This is a genomic window from Mesorhizobium sp. M1403, assembly GCF_040317695.1.
Lineage (GTDB): Bacteria > Pseudomonadota > Alphaproteobacteria > Rhizobiales > Rhizobiaceae > Mesorhizobium.
On the sequence record NZ_JAMYKY010000022.1, the window covers coordinates 72,368 to 94,510 of the forward strand.

The 22,143-nt window shown below is 61.2% G+C and carries 27 protein-coding genes, 1 tRNA gene and 3 pseudogenes; 16 read left to right on the forward strand and 15 right to left on the reverse strand.

What is annotated here, in order from left to right; all coding sequences use genetic code 11:
- Positions 1–74: 74 nt before the first annotated feature.
- The 3 genes from NKH01_RS27000 to NKH01_RS27010 are packed head-to-tail and all read right to left on the reverse strand — an operon-like array spanning position 75 to position 3,462.
- Entirely contained in the window at positions 75–2,000 is a 1,926-nt protein-coding gene (locus tag NKH01_RS27000) for a helix-hairpin-helix domain-containing protein (protein WP_353016690.1), read from the reverse strand.
- The gene (locus tag NKH01_RS27005; RefSeq protein ID WP_353016693.1) at positions 1,997–2,794 is read right to left on the reverse strand and encodes a PP2C family serine/threonine-protein phosphatase; all 798 of its coding nucleotides are present in this window, start codon (positions 2,792–2,794) and stop codon (positions 1,997–1,999) included. Before NKH01_RS27005 ends, NKH01_RS27000 begins: the two co-directional genes overlap by 4 nt.
- Positions 2,794–3,462 (reverse strand): vWA domain-containing protein, encoded by a 669-nt coding sequence (locus NKH01_RS27010; protein ID WP_353023265.1) that lies wholly within the window; start codon positions 3,460–3,462, stop codon positions 2,794–2,796. Before NKH01_RS27010 ends, NKH01_RS27005 begins: the two co-directional genes overlap by 1 nt.
- 251 nt (positions 3,463–3,713) lie before the next feature.
- On the opposite strand from NKH01_RS27010, the gene NKH01_RS27015 reads away from it, so the two are divergent.
- Positions 3,714–4,325, forward strand: coding sequence for an SH3 domain-containing protein (locus NKH01_RS27015; RefSeq protein WP_353016699.1), 612 nt, complete (start codon positions 3,714–3,716; stop codon positions 4,323–4,325).
- Here NKH01_RS27015 and NKH01_RS27020 read toward each other — a convergent pair.
- Both NKH01_RS27020 and NKH01_RS27025 read right to left on the reverse strand, forming a co-directional pair.
- Positions 4,316–4,843, reverse strand: coding sequence for an SH3 domain-containing protein (locus tag NKH01_RS27020; protein ID WP_353016747.1), 528 nt, complete (start codon positions 4,841–4,843; stop codon positions 4,316–4,318). The two genes, NKH01_RS27015 and NKH01_RS27020, sit on opposite strands and share 10 nt — an antisense overlap.
- A 114-nt stretch (positions 4,844–4,957) precedes the next feature.
- Positions 4,958–5,116 (reverse strand): annotated as a pseudogene (locus tag NKH01_RS27025) (DUF4236 domain-containing protein); the annotation flags it as partial.
- Between the two features lie 413 nt (positions 5,117–5,529).
- On the opposite strand from NKH01_RS27025, the gene NKH01_RS27030 reads away from it, so the two are divergent.
- From NKH01_RS27030 to NKH01_RS27040, 3 genes are all read left to right on the forward strand, one after another.
- Positions 5,530–6,408, forward strand: coding sequence for a DUF3800 domain-containing protein (locus NKH01_RS27030; protein ID WP_353016701.1), 879 nt, complete (start codon positions 5,530–5,532; stop codon positions 6,406–6,408).
- Positions 6,409–6,758: 350 nt separating this feature from the next.
- Complete coding sequence (locus NKH01_RS27035) at positions 6,759–7,241, forward strand: helix-turn-helix domain-containing protein (RefSeq protein WP_353016704.1); 483 nt, start codon at positions 6,759–6,761, stop codon at positions 7,239–7,241.
- A gap of 6 nt (positions 7,242–7,247) precedes the next feature.
- Positions 7,248–7,355, forward strand: a tRNA-OTHER gene (locus tag NKH01_RS27040).
- Between the two features lie 30 nt (positions 7,356–7,385).
- Here NKH01_RS27040 and NKH01_RS27045 read toward each other — a convergent pair.
- The 4 genes from NKH01_RS27045 to NKH01_RS27060 form a co-directional block, all read right to left on the reverse strand.
- A complete protein-coding gene (locus NKH01_RS27045; protein ID WP_353016707.1) occupies positions 7,386–7,919 on the reverse strand; it encodes a hypothetical protein in 534 nt (177 codons plus the stop codon).
- Positions 7,920–8,117: 198 nt separating this feature from the next.
- Positions 8,118–8,540 (reverse strand): hypothetical protein, encoded by a 423-nt coding sequence (locus NKH01_RS27050; protein WP_353016709.1) that lies wholly within the window; start codon positions 8,538–8,540, stop codon positions 8,118–8,120.
- 20 nt (positions 8,541–8,560) lie between these two features.
- Complete coding sequence (locus tag NKH01_RS27055) at positions 8,561–9,454, reverse strand: ImmA/IrrE family metallo-endopeptidase (protein ID WP_353016712.1); 894 nt, start codon at positions 9,452–9,454, stop codon at positions 8,561–8,563.
- A gap of 11 nt (positions 9,455–9,465) precedes the next feature.
- Positions 9,466–9,792 (reverse strand): helix-turn-helix domain-containing protein, encoded by a 327-nt coding sequence (locus NKH01_RS27060; protein ID WP_353016750.1) that lies wholly within the window; start codon positions 9,790–9,792, stop codon positions 9,466–9,468.
- Between the two features lie 152 nt (positions 9,793–9,944).
- Between NKH01_RS27060 and NKH01_RS27065 the strand changes: the two genes are divergently transcribed.
- From NKH01_RS27065 to NKH01_RS27080, 4 genes are read left to right on the forward strand one after another with little or no spacing between them, the layout of a single operon-like run.
- Positions 9,945–10,166, forward strand: a complete 222-nt coding sequence (locus tag NKH01_RS27065; RefSeq protein ID WP_027170549.1) for a DUF2188 domain-containing protein — start codon at positions 9,945–9,947, stop codon at positions 10,164–10,166.
- A 16-nt stretch (positions 10,167–10,182) separates the two neighbouring features.
- Positions 10,183–10,455 carry a multiubiquitin domain-containing protein gene (locus NKH01_RS27070; protein ID WP_353016716.1) on the forward strand — a complete coding sequence of 91 codons (273 nt, stop codon included), beginning with the start codon at positions 10,183–10,185 and terminating at the stop codon, positions 10,453–10,455.
- Positions 10,430–11,605: a ThiF family adenylyltransferase gene (locus tag NKH01_RS27075; protein ID WP_353016719.1), complete on the forward strand. Its 1,176-nt coding sequence runs from the start codon at positions 10,430–10,432 to the stop codon at positions 11,603–11,605. The genes NKH01_RS27070 and NKH01_RS27075 overlap by 26 nt, the downstream gene beginning before the upstream one ends.
- Positions 11,602–11,994 (forward strand): ubiquitination-like system serine protease family protein, encoded by a 393-nt coding sequence (locus NKH01_RS27080; RefSeq protein ID WP_502912680.1) that lies wholly within the window; start codon positions 11,602–11,604, stop codon positions 11,992–11,994. Before NKH01_RS27075 ends, NKH01_RS27080 begins: the two co-directional genes overlap by 4 nt.
- Before the next feature lie 156 nt (positions 11,995–12,150).
- On the opposite strand, the gene NKH01_RS27085 is transcribed toward NKH01_RS27080, so the two are convergent.
- The 3 genes from NKH01_RS27085 to NKH01_RS27095 all read right to left on the reverse strand — a co-directional run bounded on the left by NKH01_RS27085 (position 12,151) and on the right by NKH01_RS27095 (position 14,357).
- Positions 12,151–12,348 carry a hypothetical protein gene (locus tag NKH01_RS27085; RefSeq protein WP_353016722.1) on the reverse strand — a complete coding sequence of 66 codons (198 nt, stop codon included), beginning with the start codon at positions 12,346–12,348 and terminating at the stop codon, positions 12,151–12,153.
- Positions 12,349–12,678: 330 nt separating this feature from the next.
- Positions 12,679–13,404, reverse strand: a complete 726-nt coding sequence (gene scpB / locus NKH01_RS27090) for an SMC-Scp complex subunit ScpB (RefSeq protein ID WP_353016725.1) — start codon at positions 13,402–13,404, stop codon at positions 12,679–12,681.
- 5 nt (positions 13,405–13,409) lie between these two features.
- Complete coding sequence (locus tag NKH01_RS27095) at positions 13,410–14,357, reverse strand: DUF1403 family protein (RefSeq protein WP_353023267.1); 948 nt, start codon at positions 14,355–14,357, stop codon at positions 13,410–13,412.
- A gap of 233 nt (positions 14,358–14,590) precedes the next feature.
- Here NKH01_RS27095 and NKH01_RS27100 point away from each other — a divergent pair, with 233 nt between their 5' ends.
- From NKH01_RS27100 to NKH01_RS27110, 3 genes are read left to right on the forward strand one after another with little or no spacing between them, the layout of a single operon-like run.
- The gene (locus NKH01_RS27100) at positions 14,591–14,848 is read left to right on the forward strand and encodes a type II toxin-antitoxin system VapB family antitoxin (RefSeq protein ID WP_031195575.1); all 258 of its coding nucleotides are present in this window, start codon (positions 14,591–14,593) and stop codon (positions 14,846–14,848) included.
- Entirely contained in the window at positions 14,848–15,234 is a 387-nt protein-coding gene (locus tag NKH01_RS27105) for a type II toxin-antitoxin system VapC family toxin (RefSeq protein WP_352467886.1), read from the forward strand. The genes NKH01_RS27100 and NKH01_RS27105 overlap by 1 nt, the downstream gene beginning before the upstream one ends.
- The gene (locus NKH01_RS27110) at positions 15,231–16,364 is read left to right on the forward strand and encodes a site-specific integrase (protein ID WP_352474501.1); all 1,134 of its coding nucleotides are present in this window, start codon (positions 15,231–15,233) and stop codon (positions 16,362–16,364) included. Before NKH01_RS27105 ends, NKH01_RS27110 begins: the two co-directional genes overlap by 4 nt.
- Before the next feature lie 352 nt (positions 16,365–16,716).
- Here NKH01_RS27110 and NKH01_RS27115 read toward each other — a convergent pair whose 3' ends face one another.
- Together NKH01_RS27115 and NKH01_RS27120 are read right to left on the reverse strand one after the other, a co-directional pair.
- Entirely contained in the window at positions 16,717–17,034 is a 318-nt protein-coding gene (locus tag NKH01_RS27115) for a phenylalanine--tRNA ligase beta subunit-related protein (protein WP_502912681.1), read from the reverse strand.
- Positions 17,034–17,207: a phenylalanine--tRNA ligase beta subunit-related protein gene (locus tag NKH01_RS27120; RefSeq protein WP_502908712.1), complete on the reverse strand. Its 174-nt coding sequence runs from the start codon at positions 17,205–17,207 to the stop codon at positions 17,034–17,036. Before NKH01_RS27120 ends, NKH01_RS27115 begins: the two co-directional genes overlap by 1 nt.
- Between NKH01_RS27120 and NKH01_RS27125 the strand changes: the two are divergent.
- Positions 17,206–18,189: pseudogene (locus NKH01_RS27125) on the forward strand (IS5 family transposase). The gene NKH01_RS27120 and the pseudogene NKH01_RS27125 overlap by 2 nt on opposite strands.
- 203 nt (positions 18,190–18,392) lie before the next feature.
- On the opposite strand, the gene NKH01_RS27130 reads toward NKH01_RS27125, so the two are convergent.
- Positions 18,393–19,364, reverse strand: a complete 972-nt coding sequence (locus tag NKH01_RS27130; protein ID WP_352475088.1) for a LysR substrate-binding domain-containing protein — start codon at positions 19,362–19,364, stop codon at positions 18,393–18,395.
- 122 nt (positions 19,365–19,486) lie between these two features.
- Between NKH01_RS27130 and NKH01_RS27135 the strand changes: the two genes are divergently transcribed.
- The 4 genes and pseudogenes from NKH01_RS27135 to NKH01_RS27150 form a co-directional block, all read left to right on the forward strand.
- Positions 19,487–19,954 (forward strand): ATP-binding cassette domain-containing protein, encoded by a 468-nt coding sequence (locus tag NKH01_RS27135; protein WP_353023270.1) that lies wholly within the window; start codon positions 19,487–19,489, stop codon positions 19,952–19,954.
- An 86-nt stretch (positions 19,955–20,040) separates the two neighbouring features.
- Positions 20,041–20,610: pseudogene (locus NKH01_RS27140) on the forward strand (amidohydrolase family protein); the annotation flags it as partial.
- A gap of 35 nt (positions 20,611–20,645) precedes the next feature.
- Positions 20,646–21,398, forward strand: coding sequence for an SDR family NAD(P)-dependent oxidoreductase (locus NKH01_RS27145; RefSeq protein WP_352453729.1), 753 nt, complete (start codon positions 20,646–20,648; stop codon positions 21,396–21,398).
- A gap of 19 nt (positions 21,399–21,417) precedes the next feature.
- Positions 21,418–22,143 (forward strand): transketolase (locus NKH01_RS27150; RefSeq protein ID WP_353023276.1); only part of this gene is annotated, 726 nt, incomplete at its 3' end.

Genomic DNA, 22,143 nt, shown 5'->3' on the forward strand with positions numbered 1-22,143 from the left:
ACTGACGCGCAACCAGGGTGATGAAGGTATGCCACAACTCACCGAGCCTGATTGGCGATCCAGCGTTAGCCGTCTCAACCTGAAATCGCGGCAACGTTTGCCGACGACTGATCCAATACCAACCGCAATCGCTCCATTTCCGGGCGACTGTGTTCACGGGCGGCAAGAATCTGGGCTCTTGTCTGCTTGAGTTGCTCAAGACCGAGAATCAAGGCGCCCTGCAGCCGCTTGCGGTCGCCGAGAATATCCTGGTCGATGTGCGCGATATCACGTGGATCGATCGCGCGTGAGGGATCGAAGACAAAGCGGGCTTCGACGGACCTTCGCCAATTCAACAACTTCTGCGCGGTTTTGGGTCCGAATCCGGGCACGCTGTAGAGCTTGTTCCTCTCGACATCGAGCGCCGTTTCGACGCCATACGACTCCAGGACCTGTTTCTTGCCCGGTCCGATGCTCTCGATCTTTGCCGATGAGATTTCAAAGTTGTCCAGGAACCTGTGCAGTTGCGCCTGACGGCGGTTGCGCTCGAGTTCCGAGATCCTGGATACCCGTTTGGAAGGTAAGATGTCCCATTCGCGCCTGAGCCCGGCGAGCAACGTTTTTTGCCTGTCGAAGGCATCCGGCCCGGCCCTCTGCATCCACGTGGTTTGCGCGTTTTTCCACTGGGTGGCGGCCTCGCCGGCGATGCGCCGATATTCCGCAGCCTCACTGTCCCTGTTCAAGAAACCTCTCAACCCTAGAAAAACCCCCAAGGCGATGCCCAGCACCCAGATCTGCGCCATCATCAAGCCAGCGACGCCGACCACTGCGGCCGCTATTCCTGCCCGGAAGTTGGTGCGGCGCGCGTGCCCCTTGAGCTTCAAGGCGTTGGGATCTGGTGTCACATTCGTTTCGGGGACGGTCGGCACCGGCCCGGGATGCGGGATGGCGTCCACCTGCCGCTGGAATCCGGCGATATCGAAAAGAGTCGCCCCGCCGGCGGGAACAACGGTTGAGAACAGCGGGACGCCGGTGGCACTTTCCATTTTGCACCAAGGGCACGGCGATGAGCCAAGTGACCAGTGGCTGGAATTGGCGGAGCACTGCTTGAGGTTCGCTTCAAGTTCCGCCAGGGCAGCCACCCAGTCCCGGGCCACGGGCCTGCCAGCCGACGTTCCCCTTTGCGAGAAGGCATCCTCAAACATTTTTGTAAGTCGTGGGCCGACGATGGCAAGTTCGGGGGAACTCGGAGGCCTCGCCATTCCGACCGCGGCGGCGTTCGCCCCGTACGGAAAGCGGTACTCCTCGATCGCCTTCGAAATCGGCATGTCGCCGGTTCCCGCGTAGCGGCCGGCAAAGGGGTGTTTTCCCATGAACAGCAACAGGAACACCATCACGGCCAAACCGAAATTGTCGTGATTGGGCGTCCTCACGATGCCCGAAAACGATCTGCCCTGCAGCTCCGGCGGTGTGAAGGTCTCGATGCCCACCTCGCAAAGATATTGCTGGCCCAGATAGGAGACCTGGAAGCTGTCGCAGTCGATCAGGCGCACGGTAGCGTCCTGGGCAACCAGCACACCGCCGTGGTTCACATCGCCGATGACGCAGGCGTTGTCGTGAACGGCCGCAAATGCTCTCGCGGTGTTTGCCGCCACACGGGTCAGAAATCGCCAATCAACCCGCTGAAAGTCGGTTCTGCGGCTTTTGGGGCTGTAGAGCTGATGGATGCTCTTGCGACCGCTGATCTTCGGCATGATCAGCCCGATGGGCTTGCTGTCCTTGGAGCAGACCAGCCCCGTCGGCCAAGCCGTCAGCTTTTCGAGTGAATCGGTCTTGATCTTGCCCATCGCACGGATCTTGTCGATCCTCTGCTGCTCGAGCGGCCGGTGGTAGATTTTGGCGACATGGTTCTTGTGTGCAGCCAGGTCGTAGACGGCGCCCTCGCCGCCCTGGCCGACGATCTCGCCAAGTTTGAGGGCTTCCCCTCGCAGGGTGAACACCTCGCGGACCTTGGCATTCATTTTGCGGCCACCATCGCTTCAGCTGGCGATCTCGTGGCCAGGATCAACGACTTGTCATCATCGGTCCTCTCGCAGATCTGCGGCGAAAGCAGATAAGCCTTCAGCCCATCCGACAGCGTAGAGTCCTCGCCCGCCACCGCCGATCGTCTGACGGCCGGGAACATCGTATCGAAGAAGGGCTGATGGACGCTGCGCGAAGCCTGGTGCAAGACGAGGTTCTCGATACCGTCAGAGAACAGCGCGACCTCGTCAATGCGCCGCGGCGCGAACTCGAATTCGAGGACATCCGCGACATTTGACGACGTGACGAAGTTGGTCGTGTTGGCAAACTCGCCGTGCTGCGGCCAGAACACGTAGGACCATCCGTCTTCACTGCCGTGCGAAACAACCATTGCTCCGTCGCCGACCTGGAAGAACACGGTGCTTGTAGGACCGAGGACGGCAACCAGCAGCGTGCATGCATAATCACGCACCTCATGCCCGAGTGCGCGCGCATGAGCGGCGATGCGCTCGGCAATTTCGGTCACCCAGCTCAACGCTTTTGGCCGATCGATCTGATCGAGCGCACCGTTCTCTGCGAAGTGCACGAAAATGAGCTCCAGCAGGTTCTGCCCGGCCAGCCAAGACCCAACCTCCGAGTGCGCCGCACTGCCAGCGCCGTCGCAGACAGCGGCCGCGAGGATTGGACCTTCCCTGCCCTCGATCAGCGCATAGACCGAATTATCCTGACAGGGCTTGCCGGCCGTGACATGCGAAGTGCCGATGGCGCTAGCCGACGCTATGCGCCAAGACATCACACCTCAGCCCAACCTGCGGGAGATTGGAGCGCGACGGTCTGTCCGACCTGCGACTGCGAAACGCCTGACAGCGATGCTGAGAGCCATGAGAACAGCTCGCGGAATTTGAGGCCACTTAGCTTCAGCGGCTGGCGTGTGGAGAGCTTGGCAAGGATGTCCATGTTGGCACCCTCGACGCCAACGGCGAAGAACGAAAACGCCTTTGCCGCCTCGCCGGATTTGACCGCGTGTTCGGCAGCAACGATGCTGTCCGTGGGTGCGCCGTCCGTCATCAGAAAGACCCAGGGGCGATAATAGGAGATGCCGTTCGCGCGGTACTCATCTTTGCGACGTCGCAACATCTCTAGGCCTTGCTCGATCGCCGCACCCATTGGGGTGTCGCCGCTGGTCACCAGCGTGCTGGGCGTAAACAGGTCAGCGGTCTGGAAAGGCGCGGCGATGTTGACCGGTCCGAAGGTGACGATCGCGACCTCGACGCGTTTCATCGCCAGGCTGTCGGCCGCGAGCTCGTCCTTAAAGGCGCCAAGGCCCTGGTTCAGCGCGTCGATCGGCGCTCCGTTCATCGAATAGGACGTGTCGAGCAGAAGGAGGCATGGACAGCGAGGTTCGGGGTTATCCGCGAACTCTGCAGCCCCAAACGGTATCTGATCAAACTGGTTGGACATTTTACTCGCCTTTTCGCCGAAATATCGCTTCCCGCAAGCCCGGGTCTCCCGGCATTCGGCAGGTAGCGTCCAAAGATTATTGAAACCGGAATTGCAAAGCGCGTCGATGCGCTTGCCCGCCCCAATTTTCAATCCCCTTACCTATCTACAGATGCTCGGTTTCTGCTGTCAATTGACTTGAGATTTAGCCACCCAAAAGTCGATTCGACTTTCGCGGACTGCTCTGTTTTGTATTGTGCAGGGAGGGTGAAATGGTCAGCCAACAACGGATCGGTTGGGGCATAGCGGTTTTCTGCGCTATCGGGTGGGCCATGTCGAGCATCGACGCCCGATCGCCACCCCCCGCCCCGCCCGCGGTCCCTGCGGCAACCACCACCGCGGCGCCTCCGGCACAGCCGAGCAACAGCTCGATTGCCTATGCAAAACCCGACGCGGTGGCTGCCCAGAAGCCCAACCCCGCCACGTTGGTTCGCTGGCTATACACCACCAAAAAAGTCCGGGTCAGGGTCGCGCCGGAGACCGGGTCGCGTATCATCACCACGCTTCCGCTAGGCGACCTTGTCCAGACCAACGGTCAACAGGGAGACTGGTACAATGTAACGGTCTCCGCACGGATCGGATGGATCCATGGCGACTACCTCAGCGAGGCGAAGCCGGTCGAACTGACTTCGACCACACCGGTCGCGCCAGCGGCTGCACCAGATGACGGCACCGTTTCGGAGCATGCTTCGGGCGATCCTGTCAGAGACCCAGTGGTCGGCAGATGCGACTGCCCATACGACCTGATGCGCAATGGGCATTTGTGCGGGGGCCGGAGCGCCTACAGCAGGCCTGGCGGCAGGAGCCCGGTGTGCTACTGGTAGGAAGGCTGCGCCGCCAGCAGCGACCGGTTGATCCACCCCAATGTGATCTCGTCCTTGCGGACCCGTGCCCAGCGACCGTTGATATCGACCACGGTCAGAGCAGTGCCCGCCGGCACCTGGCTCGTCACGGCGCCGGCCATGGAAGGATCCGAACGGATATTCGCGGTCCTGGTCACGACTGCCGTTGGGAATTGCTCGCCTAGCTGCGGCTCGACAGATACCGAGGAGCCCAGATCGTTCCCCGATGACGCGCTTGGCGTGTGCTGATCACCAGCGGAGGTGGGCCAGCTATCGCCAACCGGAGCGTCCTGCTTAACCGGCCCTTTGGCTGCTTCCACATATGGCGGGGGATTCGAAGGGCTGATGTCGCGGTTTGCCGGCGGCAGCGGTTTGGTCTGCCCTGGTTCCTGGCGGTCGGTTCGGGGTGCCAATGTCGAGTTTGGCGCATCGCCAGGTTTTGTGTCGGAAGTCTGGACAACTAAGACCGCCGCCACGCCGACGATGCCGATGATGAGCAAGCAGACTTGAGCCGCACGGCTCCCCCGCGCTGCGTGGTAGAATAGGGCGACAAGAGTTGCGATAAGTAAGCCCAGAAAAAGATATTTGCCGCTACGCTTCGAAGAATACGATATGCCCGAACCGGGAAGACCCACGGTGCTCTGAACACCGCCACGCCCCATGTTCAATGTGGAGCCGGGCTTGCCAAAGGAGGCACTGCTGAGTCCTTTCCCGGTGACGTTCAGGCGAACGCCGGGAATAAGCCTCAATGACTTTCTGTATCTAAGCCCCACTGCGCCCCCGCGCGTACTTTGAAGCGAACATTAGCGTTGGGGCACTTGCGAAGCAACGTCCGTTTCATAGAACTGGAGGCCAAATAGTCTATCGAATTGAAAGTTCCGTTCGTGCCCTTGCCGGGCTTCGTCGCAACGGCCTTCACTTTGGCCGGGCCTTTATCCTTAGGCGTCCCATTCGGCCTTCACCTCCAGGAACCGCCTGTTGCCGGCAATCCACTTCCGATGCTCGCCAAAGCGCGCGCCGATGCCAGCGATGTAATGCTGCAGCGCAGTTCATATAATCCGTCGCGGCGACTTTGGCGGCTGCCGTCCTCCCCGTAGGCGACCTATTCGGCGGACGGTACGAGTAGCGGTGAGGCCGCACCGCACCGACGCACTGAATTGCCGGCCCAGCTGGCAACCAGATTGCTATGCAGATTTCGGTTTTTGCGCCAAGCTGTGCGGACAATGAAAGCCTGGCTGTGACAGACCACGAAATCCACCTTTACCTCGATGATAGCGGCAGCCGCGAGCCAGACCGACAACCAAAGGAGAAGCGGCGGGACGAGATGGATTATTTCGCCCTCGGCGGCATCCTCATCAACGAGGAAGACGTCGACGAGCTCTGCGCGCGCCACAAGGCCTTCTGCCAGAAGCACGGCATCACCTACCCGCTGCACTCCTGGGCGATCCGGGGCGGCCGTGGCGACTTCGGCTGGCTGAAGAAGCCCGAGGCTGCTTTTGAGTTCCTGGGAGATTTGCAGGGGCTGCTGCTTGCACTGCCCGTGATCGGCATCGCCGCGGTGATTGATCGGCCGGGCTATGTTGCCCGCTACCTGGACCGGTATCAGGACCAGTTGTGGATCATGTGCAAGACCACCTACTGCATCCTGATCGAGCGCGCCGCCAAATACGCGCGCAGCCAGGACCGCAAGCTGCGCGTGTTCTTCGAGCGCGCCGGCAAAGCTGAGGACCGCGACCTGGTGGCCTACACACGGATCCTGAAAACGCAGGGAATGCCGTTCGACGGTGCCAACTCCGCCAGCTACGGGTCGTTAACCGCCGAGGAGTTCAGGGACATCGTGCGCGGTGAGCCGCGTGGCAGAACCAAAGCCACGCCGATGTTGCAGATCGCTGATCTCTACCTCTATCCGATGGCCAAGGGCGGCTATGACCCGTCCTACCGTCCCTACAAGGCCCTGATGGACAACAAGCGTCTGATCGACGCGCACCTGCCGCCGGAGGACCTGGCATCCTGCGGCATCAAATACAGCTGTTTTGACAGGATAAAAAACAAAGACCCGGACTAGCCGGGCCTTCGTTTTGAAAAGTTCGGCTGGCGCCTGGCGCCAACCCCGGAGCGATGCTCACACGCAGAGTATGGGTATTGACGCTCTCTTTGTCAACACCCCGGGTGAACCTCTGGTCAGGGGGTCCCTATCTTATCGCTTGCATATAGCACGGTTCGTCTGATCGACACTTCATATTATCAAGTCCTCTTCTTTGGGTGCAGCGCGGTTCACCGGCCTCTGAATCCAGGGACACAGGCCGGGCGAACCCTGAAACACCCTCCCCCCGACTCAAGATTCACCCCAGAACCCCTTGCGCTTCGGCAACGACCACCGATATCTAAGGCTCAGTTGATCACCGGAGAGCCCAGATGGCCCAGCCAGAGACCGCCAAGGCAGACGTCGACAAGCTTCGCACCAACGAGAAGAAATGGACCAAGGCGCTCATGGCCACTGGCTGGAGCGCTTTCCCCAACATCATCATCGAAAAGCAGCAGGCTCTCGGCCTCGATGCGCTCGATATGAACATCATCATCCACCTGGTCCAGTACTGGTGGCTGCCCGACAACCTGCCCCACCCCTCGGTGGAGACGATCGCCAAGGCGATCGGGGTGACACCCCGCACCATTCAGAAACGCATTGCCGCCCTCGAGGCCCTTAAACTTCTTGGCCGGGAAGAACGGCGCAACACGCCCAATGGCAGCATGACGAACCGCTATCATTTCGATGGCCTGATCGAGGCCGCCAGGCCGTTTGCGTTGGAAAAGGCCGCCGAGATCAAGAAGGCGGCCGAGGAAAGGTCAGACCGGTTGAAGCGCAAGAAGCCGCAACTAGTCGTCGACAACGATGCATAGGCAGATCGTGGCGTAGCTCAGAGGATAGAGCGCCTCGCTTTCGACCTGGGTGGTGCGTGACACCGCTATCTAGGGGCGAGGAGGTCGCAGGTTCAAGTCCTGCCGTCACGCCCATCCTTGTTCACCCAGCACCTGGCCCCTTGCCTATGCGACTGGAAAGGTCGCGAGATTGCCAGCGTGAGATCGCATCTCCAAACGCCGATCCTGGTATTTTCCGCGGTAATTGAACAGCGCCAGAAGCTGCATTTCAAGAAGCCATTGTGAGGCGTCCCAAGCGTGGAAAATGTCCATGTCGTAATTGAAGGGCGACGAATGCGTGACGCCGTTGCGGAATTCGGTCAGCAACGAGAATCCGTCGCGAGCCGGCTGCCCCTTCTTAGCTTTCAAACGTTTGCGAAGCAGATCGGATTTATCGGCCGGATCCCCTTCGGTTTTGAGCAGGCGGGTACAGGCTCTGATTTGTTCCGCAAGACTGACATTGCGCAACATCGAGACGCTCCACCCGCCCCGTGTCCCCAGAACATAGGCTGCGAGGGTTTCCAGGCCGGCTGCCGACATGATGACCGCCGTCTCCACCGAATCGTAGCGGGAGAGCCGCCCAATGAAACCAGTTTCGCGGCGCCTCCAGCCTGTCGGCCCGGGTGAATCCCAGAGATCGGAACCCGTTGTGAGCAGCATTGCGGACCTCACCGTATCCAACCCTCGTCCCTTTTATGAAGCCAAGGAAGGAGCAAATTTGGTCGAGGAATTCATACAGTTTGGCGGCCTTCAGGGGTTTGCCATCCAAGGATCGAACCAGCGCCCGATGTGAAATCGTAGGTACCAGCGGAAGCCGGACACCCCCGCCGCCCAAGGCCAGGAAGTGATCGAATGGGGTTACCGCCAGATTGCCAAACTCCAGTGCGATCCCGACCTTCTTTGAATGGATTGCCGGACCGCACAAAATGACGGCTTCCGCCAATCCCTTGGATTTCCCGGCCTATCCAAAGGCGAGAATCGCGACGTCGCCGAGAATTCTTCGTGCCCGACAAAGTGATATTTATGGGAAAGCATCAGGAACTCGGCCGTCGTCCCACCTTCGAAGGTGACCTTGAGATCCTGATCAATCTTAACAACCCCCGGCCTGAGAGGTCCTGTCCATCTCAGCTGGAGGTCAAGGTGGTCATCCAGCCGCAGCGAAACATCCCTGAACTCACAAGGCTTGCCTTCAATATGGATAGCAACAACCGTGTCGGCGAGCTCAATGGAGCCATGCGCCTTGCCCTCAAAGAAGGAAACGACCGAATGCTCTGCGCTCAAACCAGCCTCCTGCCCCGTCCTCACCGGTCGGAAAACAGCCGGCGTTTGAGCCGTTCTGCCGACGTCATTTCAGCTTCCTCGTCAACATCTTCCTCATCGGCGGCGACTGCGTCCCGCGACAACATGATGAGCGCGTAACCTTGCCGTTGCAGAAGGACCTGCTCATAGAGCGGCGCGGGTTGGCGACCTCTTTCGACAGGGAGCCACACGCCGGCGTCAGTCTCGTCGATTTCACTGGGCACGCCCGTCTCATGCTTCCGGCGATGCAGCAGCGAGTGTGCGGGAACCATGGCTCCGGTCGGGATTGCAAGTCGGGGAAACTTGAGCGTATCGCGATAGTCGCGCAGCACCTTGCCGTTCTGTGTCACCACGATGGCGACAGGTTCCTCGCGAAATCTGACGTAAGCGCGGCCGGCCGCCTCCTTGCTAACGTCGTACTTCTTGGCGATTGACGACAGTTGGCGGATGTCAGGGTCTTTGCCGACCGCGACATCCACCCGGAACTTCGGGGGCGGCATCAGGAGCTGCGAGGCAAAGCGATTGGCCTCGACCTCCATTTTCAGGCGCCGGTCCGACTCCCCGCCCTTCAGCTCGCGCATGTCCTGCAACTTACACAAGAAGCGGCCTTCCGCCGAGGGTACGTGCGACGGGATGAGAAAATGCCCAAGCTCGTGCGCGATGGTGAAGCGCCGCCGCTCCGGTGGGCTTGCCTCGTTGAAAAGAATCGATCCGTTGAACTTGTCGGGCGTGGTGATGAGCCCGCCTTCATAGCCTTGCGTCGTAAGCGGCACGATTTCGTGGATGTCCAGTCTCAGGCACAATTCCTCGATCGGCACCGGAATCGGCAGCTGCGGCTCGAGCTTCAGGATCTCGAGAACGAGGCGCTCGGGGCTACCTGCGTCGGCAAGATCCATCCGCGTTATGTTCATGATTTTCGGCTCGCTTTCAGCCGCTCGGCAATGAGCGCTATGGTCTCGCGGTCCTCAGGCTTCAGTTCGCTGAGGTTGCGATAAAGGGCAATCAGGTCAGGCTCTTCCTCTGGAGCCGACGGATCTTCACCCACCAACTCAGCCACGCCAATCTTGTAGTAGTCGGCAAGACCTTTCAGCAGGACCAGCGACGGGTTCTTGCTCGCGCCGCGCTCGAGGTCCCAGATATGCGCCTTGGAAGCCCCCACCGCATCAGCGACCTCCTGCAAGGATTTCGCGTTCCTCACGCGCAGCTGCTTCAGTTTGACGGCCAATTCTACCATCAGTCCTTCTCCACGAGTCGTAGCGGCGCGCACGCTTGCGCGGCACGCCGTCTGATAAGGCATTACAACATCATACCGTGGGCATTGACGCAAGCCTTGCCGTAAGATATAGTTGTACGATATTGTAGCAAACAGGCTTTAACGGAACTTTCATGGGCAAGAATCAGCATGTGGTACCTCGTGACGGACAATGGGCGGTGCTCGGCGCCGGCAACAGCCGTGCAACCTCCCTTCACCCCTCTCAGGCCGACGCCATCTCTTCGGCCCGGGACATCGCGATCAATCAACACAGCGAAGTCGTGATCCACCGCCCCAATGGCCAGATCCGCGACTCCAACTCGTACGGCAACGACCCCTACCCTCCCAAGGGCTAACAAAAGGAAGCACGCAATGACTGACACCGCCGCCAAGAAGGACGATCACGACAAGACCATCGCCGTCGTGGTGAACGGCACCGCGCACCAGGTGCCGAAGAACCACGACCTTACCTACGCGGAGGTAGTGACGTATTTCGACCCGACCTACCCGCAGCATCCGCAGACGGTCTACTCTGTGACCTACACCCGCGGCGAAAAGCCCAAGGTAGGCACTTTGGCGCCAGGCGGCTCGGTCAAGGCGAAGGACGAGATGGAGTTCCATGTTATTCCAACTAGCGAGTCATAATGCCGACATCCAAAAGCTGATCGACCGGGGCTACGCGCTCCGGCTCGACAGCGATTACCTTGTCGTCAGGGACATCCCGTACCTCGACGCCGAGGGAAATCTATGCTGGGGCGCGATTGTCAGCGTCATCAAAGACATTGACGGCACGCGGGTTCGGCCTGAGGACCATCAGGTCTTCTTTGCCGGCGGCGTGCCGTATGGCCTGGACGGCAAGCCGATACCTATGCTCGGCGGCGGTGCGGCCACCGTGTCGCTGGCCAAGAAGGACGTTGTGGTGGAGCGGTCGTTCTCCAACAAGCCGCCCGGCGGCCTGCCTGACTTCTTCGTCAAGATCGAGCACTACCTGTCGATCCTCTCGGGGCCCGCCATTCACAAATACCCTGACGCCAACCCCTTCACGTTCAACGTCGACGAGGATGCCGGCCCCGAAAGTGTTTTCCTTTTCCGCGATACCCTCACCAGCCGTGCGTTGATCGGCGACCTTGCCGCGAAGTTTGCCCGTGAAGTGGTCGCTGTTATCGGACTGGGCGGCACCGGCGCTTATGTGCTGGACTTCCTCGTGAAGACCAATGTGCTTGAAATCAGGGGCTTCGATCCAAAGCCCTTCCACGTTCACAATGCGTTCCGCTCGCCCGGGCGGCTGTTGCAGGACGAACTCGACAAGCCGAAGGCCGAAGTCTACCGGCAGCGCTACGAGAACTTCCGCAAGGGGCTGCATTTCGAGGCCAAAGCCATCGACAACGACTGCGAGGCGGACTTCGCAGGCGTAACCTTCGCGTTCGTCTGCGTCGACAAGGGCACCGCACGGGCGGAGATCTTCGACCTCCTCATGCGTCTGGGCATTCCCTTCATCGATGTCGGAATGGGACTGGTCCGCCAAAACGGTGCACTCGCCGGCATGGTCCGCACGACCACGTTCCTGCCTGAAAACGCCGCCGAAGTCCGCGGCAAGGGGCTGGTGCCCCTCACCGACCCGCCGGGCGACGAGTATCGGCTCAACATCCAGATCGCCGAACTCAACGCGCTCAACGCCAGCATCGCCATGTTGCGCTACAAGCAGCACTGCGGGTTTTACGCGCACGGGGTGCCGGCCTATCATTTGCTGATGAACACCGTCGTGCCACAGTTGTTTGCGGAGCCCGTCGAGTGACGGAACTCCGCCTCGAGAAGGTCCGGTACGTTCCCGCTGAGCCGGAGGCAGGTGTTTTGTACGTCTCTGACGAGTACAAGATCGCCGTGCACCTGTGCGCCTGCGGTTGCGGCAGCAAGGTCCCGATTTCCCTCGGGCCAGCCGGGTGGAGTGTCAGGGAGCGCAATGGAACGCCTACCGTCTGGCCGTCAATCGGCAACGGACAGCTGCCCTGCCGGTCTCACTACATCATCACCGACGGAAAGATCCATTGGGCGCCTTCCATGAGCGCTGCCCAGGCCGTGACCGCCTTGCAACACGACCACCGTCGGCGCGAAGCTCACTATCGCAGGCCGAGGTGGTGGATTCGGGTGTGGAAGAAGGTTCTCGGATGGATTGGCCTCGGCTAGCCGTTGCCAGCAGTCGTCAAGGACTACGGTAACCTATGGCCATCGTGCCAACTCACATTCAGCTGCGAGACGCTCATCATGCAGATGAAGTCAGCTCGAGGCTAACCGAGCCCGGCCTCGACCCATCTGGGCTCAGAGGCATCGACAGCCTTATCATCACTTCTTGAGCAGCTGGCTCAGTGAGCTGACGTTTTTGCGCTTCAGCAGGGTCGAAAGCTTGGCGTCACCACGGATGCCGGGGGCGAAGTCCTCGCCGTAGGTCTTGCGAAGGGTTTCGACCTTGGTATTCCCGTGCTTCTCGCTAATCCGTCCGTCCTGGTCACGATGGCGACCGTCCAATCCAGGTTCACGCACTGTAAAGCTCCATCTTGTCCCGAAGGAATCGGCTACCACCACTAATGGTAGCAAAACCGAGGCATTGGCACAACGCCGGGATCCCAGGTCCGTCATGAACAGGGCGACTAGTCAAGCATCGCCTCGGCAGGGCCATCGCCCGGATCTGCGCTCCCAATAAAGCCGTGGCTTCACAGTCATGTGGGGCGCCACAAGCCGGTCCCTCCCTGCCTGTTTTGCAACGTAAGGATTCACCGCAGCCAGAGTTAGCCATGGCAATGCCTTCTTCATTGGGACGGAGCCGACCGTTTGCAACAGAACCGCCCAGATTCCATCAAGCATACCCTTCTCTCAGGTACCAAACTCGATACCCTCGCTACTAGCGCTTGCATCTTCCTCTTCGCCGTCAACCTCTCCGCTGGCAAACCCGACCGGAATATCCCCCGCCAGCAGCTTATCCTTCGACAGCAATCCGGCGTCCTCGAGCGCTTCAAAGTCCGGCAGCTCGCGCAGCGTGTCGAGCCCGAACTCCAACAGGAATTCTTTGGTCGTAACGTAGGTGTAGGGAGCGCCCGGCGTCGGACTGCGTGGGCCGGAGGCGATCAGCTTCTCGCCGCGCAAGTGGCCGATCAGGTCGCGGCTGATCTCCTTGCCAAAGATCGCCGACAGTTCGGCGCGGGTGATCGGCTGGAAGTAGGCGATGCACATCAGCACGAGCACCTCTGACTGCGTGAGGTCTGCCGCGCGCTCGTTGCCGCCGACCGCGGCGTGAATAGCGTCGGCATAGGCGGGACGTGTCAGATGCTTCCACCCGCCGGCGACGGAGACGAGGTCGTAGGGGCGCCCGCGCAGCTCCTCGCGAACATCGTCAATCAACAGGTCAATGCTGCAGTTCTTGCCAACGATCCGCGCCAACGTCTCGCGACCAACCGGCTCGCTTGAAGCGAAGATCGTTGCCTCGACCCGGTTCATCCATTCGCGCCAGCGCGCTTCCGGCGGCAAATGACCGAGCTCACGGTCGAACAAATCGTCCTCTGATCGACCTTTCCCCCTTCTCGCGCGCGCCGCCTCGGCCATTATCGTCAGAGCCCGTAAATGCGAAAGGTTGGGCGGCCGGACAGCTCGCGCACGGCGCCGAGTTCGAGCAGGCGGTCGAACAGGCGGCGCAGCCCCCGATCGCTCATGCCGGCGATCTTTTCGGATGCGACGATCGCGTCGTCGGACAGGAGTCTTTTGACGACCATGTCCGCCGCCTTGGCCCGGAGTTTTGGAGCGACCGCAAGCAGCCGGTCCGCACGGCGCCCGAGTTCCGCGGACAGATCGATGGCGCGCAACGCGGCCCGCGCCTGCGCGGCAAGCAGACCTTTCGCACGCTCAGGATCTGTCTCAATGCTTGTCGCCACAGCGCTGGCTGCCGATCGAAGCGGGCGAGCGCCCGTGCCCAAGGCCGCTTCGGCACCCAGCAGCGGCACCGCGTGTGTCCAACCCATCCGTTGAGCCAGCAGGGCGTCGGCGAGCCAGGCCCCGACGGCGCGAGCAAAGCCGTGTCGCTCGGCGGCCATGAATGTGCCGGCCAGCGTTGCGATCATGCCAGCGCCGGCCGCGAGTTGCCGAAGATCAGCCGCCAGATCGCTGACCACCTCATCATCCGGGGCGTAGCCGAACTCTTCCAACACCGCGGCGAGGTTTTTCTCCGTCAGCAATTCGTCCCCGGACCGGGCCGCCAGCCGGCGCCAGGCGAGCAGCAAAAGACCGGCCGGGCCGACGGACAAAAAATCGCCCGGTCGCGCGAGCAGCATGGCGTCGCGCAGCGCGCCTTCATCCTCGACGCGGCCAGCCTGCCTTGCCGTTACCGCCGCCGCCGAAAGCGCCAGACGCTGCCGCAAGGCGCCGGCCCATCGCTCCTGCCGACGGACCACCGCATCCAAGGCGCCGATGGCTGCGCCGGCAGTGATGGCAATGTCCTCAACCTCTTTCCCTGTAAGGCTTTGCGCATCGAGAACGGCTCGGCGCAGCCAACCCGGCATCATCGCCCCTCAGGGGCGCCGGGAGGGGCGCCGTGGTGGCGCAGGGAGGGTTTGGGCCGCAGAATCATCGAAAACAAGATGAATCATGACGGCGCTTTTGGCAACCGAAATGCATAAAAAGCGCTGCGCTTGTCGCATTGATAGAACGAACGATAATCTTGCCTTATCATTCGTCCTTTACGAGGTTAGGGGTCCATGGTAGAATTGGCCAGAAAGGTAGAATTTTGGAGTCTTTCGTGTCCCTGAACATCAAAAATCCGGCCACCGTTGCTCTCGCCGATGAACTCGCACGCCGCCAGGGTATCAGTAAGACAGCAGCCATTCATCAGGCCCTGAGCGAGCGCTTGCATCGCTTGGGCTTTGGAGAGACCGCTCAGGAGCGTCTGCTGGCAGAATTGCGCGCCATCCGAGAAAGAGTGGCACGATTGCCTGAACTGGATAGTCGCAGCGACGAGGAGATCATCGGGTATGACGAGCATGGAATCCCTAACTGATGGTGATCGACACCTCAGCTGTTGTAGCGATCCTTCGGAGCGAGCCTGAGGCAGCAAGGCTGGAACGAGCGCTGGTCTTGGACCCAATCCGTCTGGTCCCGGCAACCTGCGTGCTCGAGGCACGCATGGTGCTGGTCAGCAGGCGCGGCGAACACGCATTGGCCGAGATCGATCTTTGGCTGCGCAAAATCGAGGCCGACATCATTCCTGTCGACTCCGAATTGGTTGATCTGGCGACCCAAGGTTGGCTGACCTACGGCAAGGGCCACCACCCGGCGGCGCTGAATTTTGCCGATTGCCTGTCCTATGCTTTGGCAAAGCGTGCGGATGAACCGCTGCTTTTCGTCGGCAAAGACTTCTCCCAAACGGATATCGAAGCGGCATGAGCATGGCTGGCGACGCGCAACGATCATCCGCTGCTTCCGGCGAGGACGACATGCCCGACATCATCGATATCGTCATGCAGATGGGCGATGCCGACCTAGCCTCGTCCCCTCCCCTTCCAGCCATTGCCAATCCCAGCCTGCCTGCGCATCTTGAGGCGCTCGCCGGCCGCGCGCGCGATTATATCGAGGCGGCGAGTTCGGCCAACACGCGCCGCGCCTACGCAGCCGACTGGAAGCATTTTTCGAGCTGGTGCCGGCGCCAAGGCATCGAGATGTTCCCGCCCGATCCTCAGGTCGTCGGGCTCTATATCGCCGCCTGCGCGTCAGGTACGGCCACTGGCGACAAAAAGCCCAACACCGTTTCAACCATCGAGCGCCGGCTTTCGTCGCTCTCCTGGAATTTTGCCCAGCGCGGCCAGCCGCTGGACCGCAAGGACCGGCATATCGCCACGGTGATGGCTGGCGTTCGCAACACCCACGCCTCCCCTCCCCGGCAGAAGGAAGCGATCCTGCCTGAGGATCTGATCGCCATGCTGGAAACCCTCGACCGCGGCACGCTGCGCGGGCTGCGCGACCGCGCCATGCTGCTTCTGGGTTTTGCCGGTGGGCTGCGGCGCTCGGAAATCGTCGGGCTCGACGTTGGTCGCGACCAGACCGAGGATTCTTCTGGCTGGATTGAGTTTTTTCCTGACAAGGGCGTGCTGGTGACCCTGCGCGGCAAAACCGGTTGGCGCGAGGTCGAGGTCGGCCGCGGCTCCTCCGACGCCACCTGCCCGGTGGTCGCGCTGCAAACCTGGCTGAAGCTGGCGCGGATCGGCCATGGCCCTTTGTTCCGAAGGGTAATAGGGCAAGGCAAAAGAGTCGGCGCCGATCGGCTTAACGACCAGGAAGTTGCGCGGCTGGTCAAGCGCACGGCGCTCGCCGCCGGCGTGCGTGGCGATCTGTCGGAGGGCGAACGCGGTCAAAAGTTTGCTGGCCATTCGCTGCGCGCCGGCCTCGCGTCCTCGGCCGAGGTCGACGAGCGCTATGTGCAAAAGCAGCTCGGTCACGCCTCGGCCGAGATGACGCGAAAGTATCAGCGCCGGCGCGATCGTTTCCGCGTCAATCTCACCAAGGCGTCCGGGCTCTGAAAAGCCCCCTCCCTGCCCCGTTTTGTCCGCTGGGATGAGGCGGTCAGATCTCAGGCGATAACATACCTCATCCAGCACAGCGAGCGCTGTATCCAGACTATCGGCGGCCGACGCTTCGTAGTCAGGCATGATCATCAACTGCGTTATGGCACGGCCCACAAGAGGGCATCGCGATAAAAGTACGCCAAACAACGCTAAGGGAGAACAAGCAGTGATCTGATTTCGTTCGACGCTCGTTTTCGAGAGCCGTTCTGGGTCGTTCGCAATCAACTGTGTAGGCAGCGGAGCGAGCAAGGAGCGCCAGATCCGGACAGGGCTGAGTGGGGTGTTTCTCCGAAAGGTGGGCCATGCCCTAAGGGACACGAGATGTAGTGGACTCGTCAATCCGCGCGGTTTCGATTCGCGCACCCGGGCACAACGCTTGGATAAGTCCCATCAGATGCTCTCCGGTGGCCGTCATCTGTTTAGCTGACATTGGGCCGAGGGCTTCCAGCACGAGCCACATGGCGCGGGTATGGACCGTGACCATGGTGCGCCGCCCCTGCCGCCAGTTCCAGCGGCGGCACGTGACACCGGAATCATCGCACCAGATGACTTCGCCCGGTTCGGGATGCTCGGTTACCATTTCACCTTGCTCGATCGTGTCGAATGGCTCCGCTCCCTTCGCAATTAAAAGTCTCGGGACCCCTGGTAGAGATCGAGATCTTCCCCGCCAATCGGAACGCCATACAACACGCTGACGGCATTGTAGGCATCAACCAGTGGGGAAATCCGCGGGAGAGAGCCATCTTTCCGCACCCGCTTGAGCAGGCGAGATCGCCAACGACATGATCTTCGCCCGATGCCCTACAAACACAATGCCAGCCGCCGCCACCGAGTCGCGAAGATGAAATTCAAGGTGACAAACTGGCCGGAATACGAGGCGGGCCTTCGGCGGCGCGGCAGTCTGACGCTGTGGTTGACAGAAGAAGCCTTGGCCAGGTGGCATGCGCCGCGAAGAACGACCCGCGGCGGCCAGCCCCGCTATTCCGATCTCGCCATCGAGGCGGTCTTGACACTGGGATGCGTCTTCGGGCTTCGTCTGCGCCAGAGCGAGGGATTGGCGACCTCGCTGCTCGATCTGATGGGGCTTGATCTACCGGTTCCCGATCACAGACGCCAAGCCGCCGGGCGCAGATATGGGAACCATCGGCCAAGCGGCAGCGGCATCCCGAGGACGGTCCGCTGCATGTGCTGATCGATAGCACCGGATTTGAAAGTCTACGGCGCCGGCCAATGGCTGGAAGACAAGCACGGTGCCAGATCACGCCGGACCTGGCGCAAGCTGCATTTGGTTCTCAATGCCGACAGCGGGGAGATCATCGCCCATTGTCTGACCGACCAGGACGGCGACGATCCCTCGCAGGTGAAGCCGCTGCTCGACCGGATCGACGCAGAGATCGACCAATTCACGGCCGACGGAGCATATGATGGCGGTCCCACCTACTGCGCGGTGCTGCAACACAGCGTCACCGCAAGGATAGTCATCCCGCCACGTTCAACGGCCGTGGAGAGTGATGACACCGGACCACCCGGTCAAAGGGACGGTCACATCACGGCGATCGCCAATGATGGAAGGCTGAATTGGCAGGCGTCCACCGGCTATGGCAAGCGCGCCCTGATCGAGACCGCCGTCGGGCGCTACAAGAGGCTGATCGGACGTCGCCTGCGAGCCCGCTCCTTTTCGGCTCAGCAGACGGAGGTCGCCATCGGCTGCGCCGTTCTCAACCGCATGACGGCGTGCGCACGCCCGGAGTCCGTTCGCTGCCCGGCAAGGCCGACATAGCAGGCGGCATCAAAGAGCTGATTGTGCCTAATGCCACATTTGTGCACCAACGCCTTGTGGCGCGGGCAGCCACAGGCACAGGCTACGCGGAAAATGAAAAGCGGGGCCAACCCATTCGCTTGCACACAGCCTGGGTTTTGCCAGCTCCTCAACCGCAACGTGCTGTCAATCTTCGTCTTGCCATGTCTTGAACGCCGAACTGTTCACGCCATTGGCGCCGCTTTGTCATGCCGTGCCCCGAAATGAGGCCGTCGTTCGAACGATATGCGCAGTTGCTTATCCGCCAGAAACCGGCGAGCCAGATCGGTGTCGCGCTTACCCACGCGTGACACCCAGTCCGAAAACAGGCGAACCGCGCGCCGGTTCATATGCCGCGAAGGACAGACCAGCCAGTATCCCGGAAACTCGATGACCTCGAACTCTATCGAGACCGGAACCAGAGAACCCGACACCAGGTCCTCGAATGCGATGGATGTGCTTTCCAGGACCACACCTGCACCGTCCTTCGCCAGTTGAACCGACATTGACGAACGGTCGAAACGATAGGGATACGTCGTGCGGGCGCCCTGGATACCGTTGCACGGCAGCCAATAATCCCACCGGAAATAGGCCTTCACACTGTCGATCAACCGCGCATGGCGAAGCTGCTCGCGCGGATCCGGTGAGATCGCGCGCAGTTCGGCAAGATAGGAAGGCGAGCACATCGGCAGGATCAGATCGTTGACGACGCAATCCGAATAAAGGCCGGCCCAGCCGCCGTCGCCATAACGAAGATCGAGATCGATGACCTCCGTTTCGAAATCCGAGAAATTGGGCGTGGCGTCGACGCGCAAATTCCAGCTCGGATAGCCCTTGCTGAACTCGGCCAACCGCGGCGCCAGCCATTTCTCGCCGAAGGAAGGACTGACGCGCAGGCTAAGCTGGAAGCTTTCGCGCTGCCGCACAATGGCATTACGCACCTCGCGTATGGATTCGAAAGCCTGGGTCGTGGTCTGGAAGAGCCGCTCACCGTCGATCGTGAGCGAGAGATGGCGCTTTTCGCGCTGAAAAAGGCGCACCCCGAGTTGGTGTTCGAGCAGCCGCAGCTGCTGGCTAACCGCCGAAGGTGTCACCTGCAATTCCTGAGCGGCCTTTGCCACGCCGCCGAGCCGCGCGACTGCCTCGAAATGCGTCATCGAATTGAACTTGATGTCTGACCTCGTCCTCGTCAGTTAAGCTCAGCTACACAGAATGTTAAGAAACGAAAATTGAGCCGAATGTCAATCGGTCGCACAGTGGTCCCGGAAGGAGATACAGGATGGAGCCGAGTTCAACCCAAAGCTTGGGTAGCGCCGGCAACGTGCCGGGAGTTGGACAGGTATGGACCAGGAAGCCCCTGATCGAAGCTGCCAATATCGAGAAGAGTTATGACGCAACCCGTGTCCTGCGGGGTGTGAGTTTTCAGGTCCGGGCCGACGGAATCCACGCGCTCCTGGGCGGCAACGGCGCCGGCAAAAGCACTCTCATCCGCATCGTCACAGGGCTGACCTCACGCGAAGCCGGCGAGATTGGCTTCGCCTCGTCGAAGGCCGACCACAACAGCCCGATCATCGCGGTGGTGCATCAGGAGCTGGCGCTGTTGCCCGAGCTGTCCGGTCGCGGAAAACATCGGCATTGTGCATGCGAGGTCGGGCTGGTCGCAGATCAGCCGTCGCCGCACGCGCGAAACTGCGCTCGGAGCGCTCCAGCTGATCGACCCAGCGATCGGCGAAGCGATCATCGATAATGCCGGCACGCAAATTGTCCCTCCACGAAGGCCAGATCGTCCGGATCGCTCGTGCCCTTTCCACCGGAGCCGAAGTGCTGCTTCTCGATCCCGGCGATCCGGTTGGGGAAACGCGCTGGCTGCAGGAGATCGCCAACAAGCGAGGCTTTCCGCATGGCATCGTCGGCTATGCCGACCTGTCCCAACCCGACGTCGGCGACCTCCTCGACCGCCACATGGAATATCCGAACTTCCGTGGCATGCGGCGGCCGATGAATTATCATCCCGACCCCGCCAAGACCTATCTGGCGCGGCCGGAGGTCAGTCGTACGCCCGAATGGCGGCGCGGCTTCCGGGAGCTGGCGAAGCGCGGGCTGAGCTTCGACCCGCAGCTCTACTATCCGCAGATGAGCGAGTTCCTCGAACTGGCGCGCGACTTTCCCGACGTGCAGATCATTCTCAATCACACCGGCATGCAGGTCGACGGCGCCGAGCATCGAGGAGGCGATCGCAGCCTTCGGCGTCGGCCGCTCGATGTTCGCGACGAACTTCCCCGTCGACAAGCTGTTCTCGAGCTTCGACGCCATTTTGAACGCCTTCAAGGAAATTACGATCGCCCACACGAGGAGCGGCTCGCGCTGTTCCATGACAACGCCGCCCGGTTCTACCGACTTTAGATCACCGGCAAACAGAAATAGCAGGAGAGTTCGACTTGTTGCTGAAGGGCAAGGCCGTGGTGATTTCGGGGGCCGCGGGCCCCCGGGGAATTGGCCGCTCCACGGCAGCGCTGATGGTACAGCACGGGGCTCGCGTTGCAATACTCGACCTCGATGACGGGCAAGCGCGTGACGCCGCTGCGTCGCTTGGACCCGACCATATCGGCCTTGCGTGCAACGTCGCGGACCTCGACGCCTGCAAGAGGGCGGCGGCGCAAGTGACAGAAACCTTGGGCAGGATCGATGTGCTCTGCAACAATGCGGGCGTCACGCAGCCGGTCAAGACGCTGGAGATCAGCGCGGCTGACTGGGACCGCATCCTCGATGTCAACCTACGCGGCGTGCTCCATCTCAGCCAGGCATTCATCCCGAACATGCGCGAAAATGGCGGCGGCTCGATCATCTGCATGTCGTCAGTTTCGGCCCAGCGCGGCGGCGGCATCTTCGGTGGCCCGCACTATTCGGCTGCCAAGGCGGGTGTTCTGGGGCTTGCCAAGGCCATGGCGCGCGAATTCGGTCCCGAAGGCATCCGCGTCAACTGCATCACACCGGGCCTGATCCAGACCGACATCACCGGCGGCAAACTGACCAACGCCATGCGCGCCGACATCATCAAGGGAATCCCGCTCAGCCGGCTGGGCGAGGCGCGCGACGTAGCCGGCGCCTATCTCTTCCTGGCTTCCGATCTGGCCAGCTACATCACCGGCGCCGTGATCGATGTCAACGGTGGGATGCTAATCCATGGCTGAGTGGACAACGGAGCTTGAGATGCCTCGCGCTGGCAGCAATGTCAGCCTGGCCGAACGAGCCTATCGTATCCGCCGACACGCCGTGCGGATGGGTCAAGTCCAGGGCCAAGGTTATGTCGGACAGGCGCTGGGTGTCGCCGACGTGCTTGCCGTCGCCTATTTCCATGCGCTTCGTTACCGGCCGGAGGACACGTTGTGGGAGGGACGCGACCGCTTCCTGCTGTCGATCGGACACTATGCGATCGCGCTCTACGCGGCTCTGATCGAAGCGGGCGTGCTGCCGGAGGAAGAGCTCGAAACCTATGGCAGCGATGAAAGCCGTATGCCGATGTCCGGCATGGCGCCATACACGCCCGGCATGGAGATCACCGGCGGCTCGCTCGGTCACGGCCTTGGCATTGCCGTTGGCATGTGCATGGGGCTGACGCGCAAGCGAAGCGACAGTTTCGTCTACAATCTTTTGTCCGACGGCGAGCTCGGTGAGGGCTCGACCTGGGAAGCCGCGATGTCGGCCGCCCACCACAAGCTCGACAATCTCATTGCCATTGTCGACTTCAACAATCAGCAGGCCGATGGTCCGTCGACGGCCATGCTCTCCTCCGAACCGGTGACCGACAAGTTCGAGGCGTTCGGCTGGCATGCGCAGCGCGTCGACGGCACCGACATCGAGGCGGTCCGCAAGGCCTTCGACATGGCGCGCGGCCTGAAGGAACCTCGTCCGCGTGTGATCGTTTGCGATACGCGC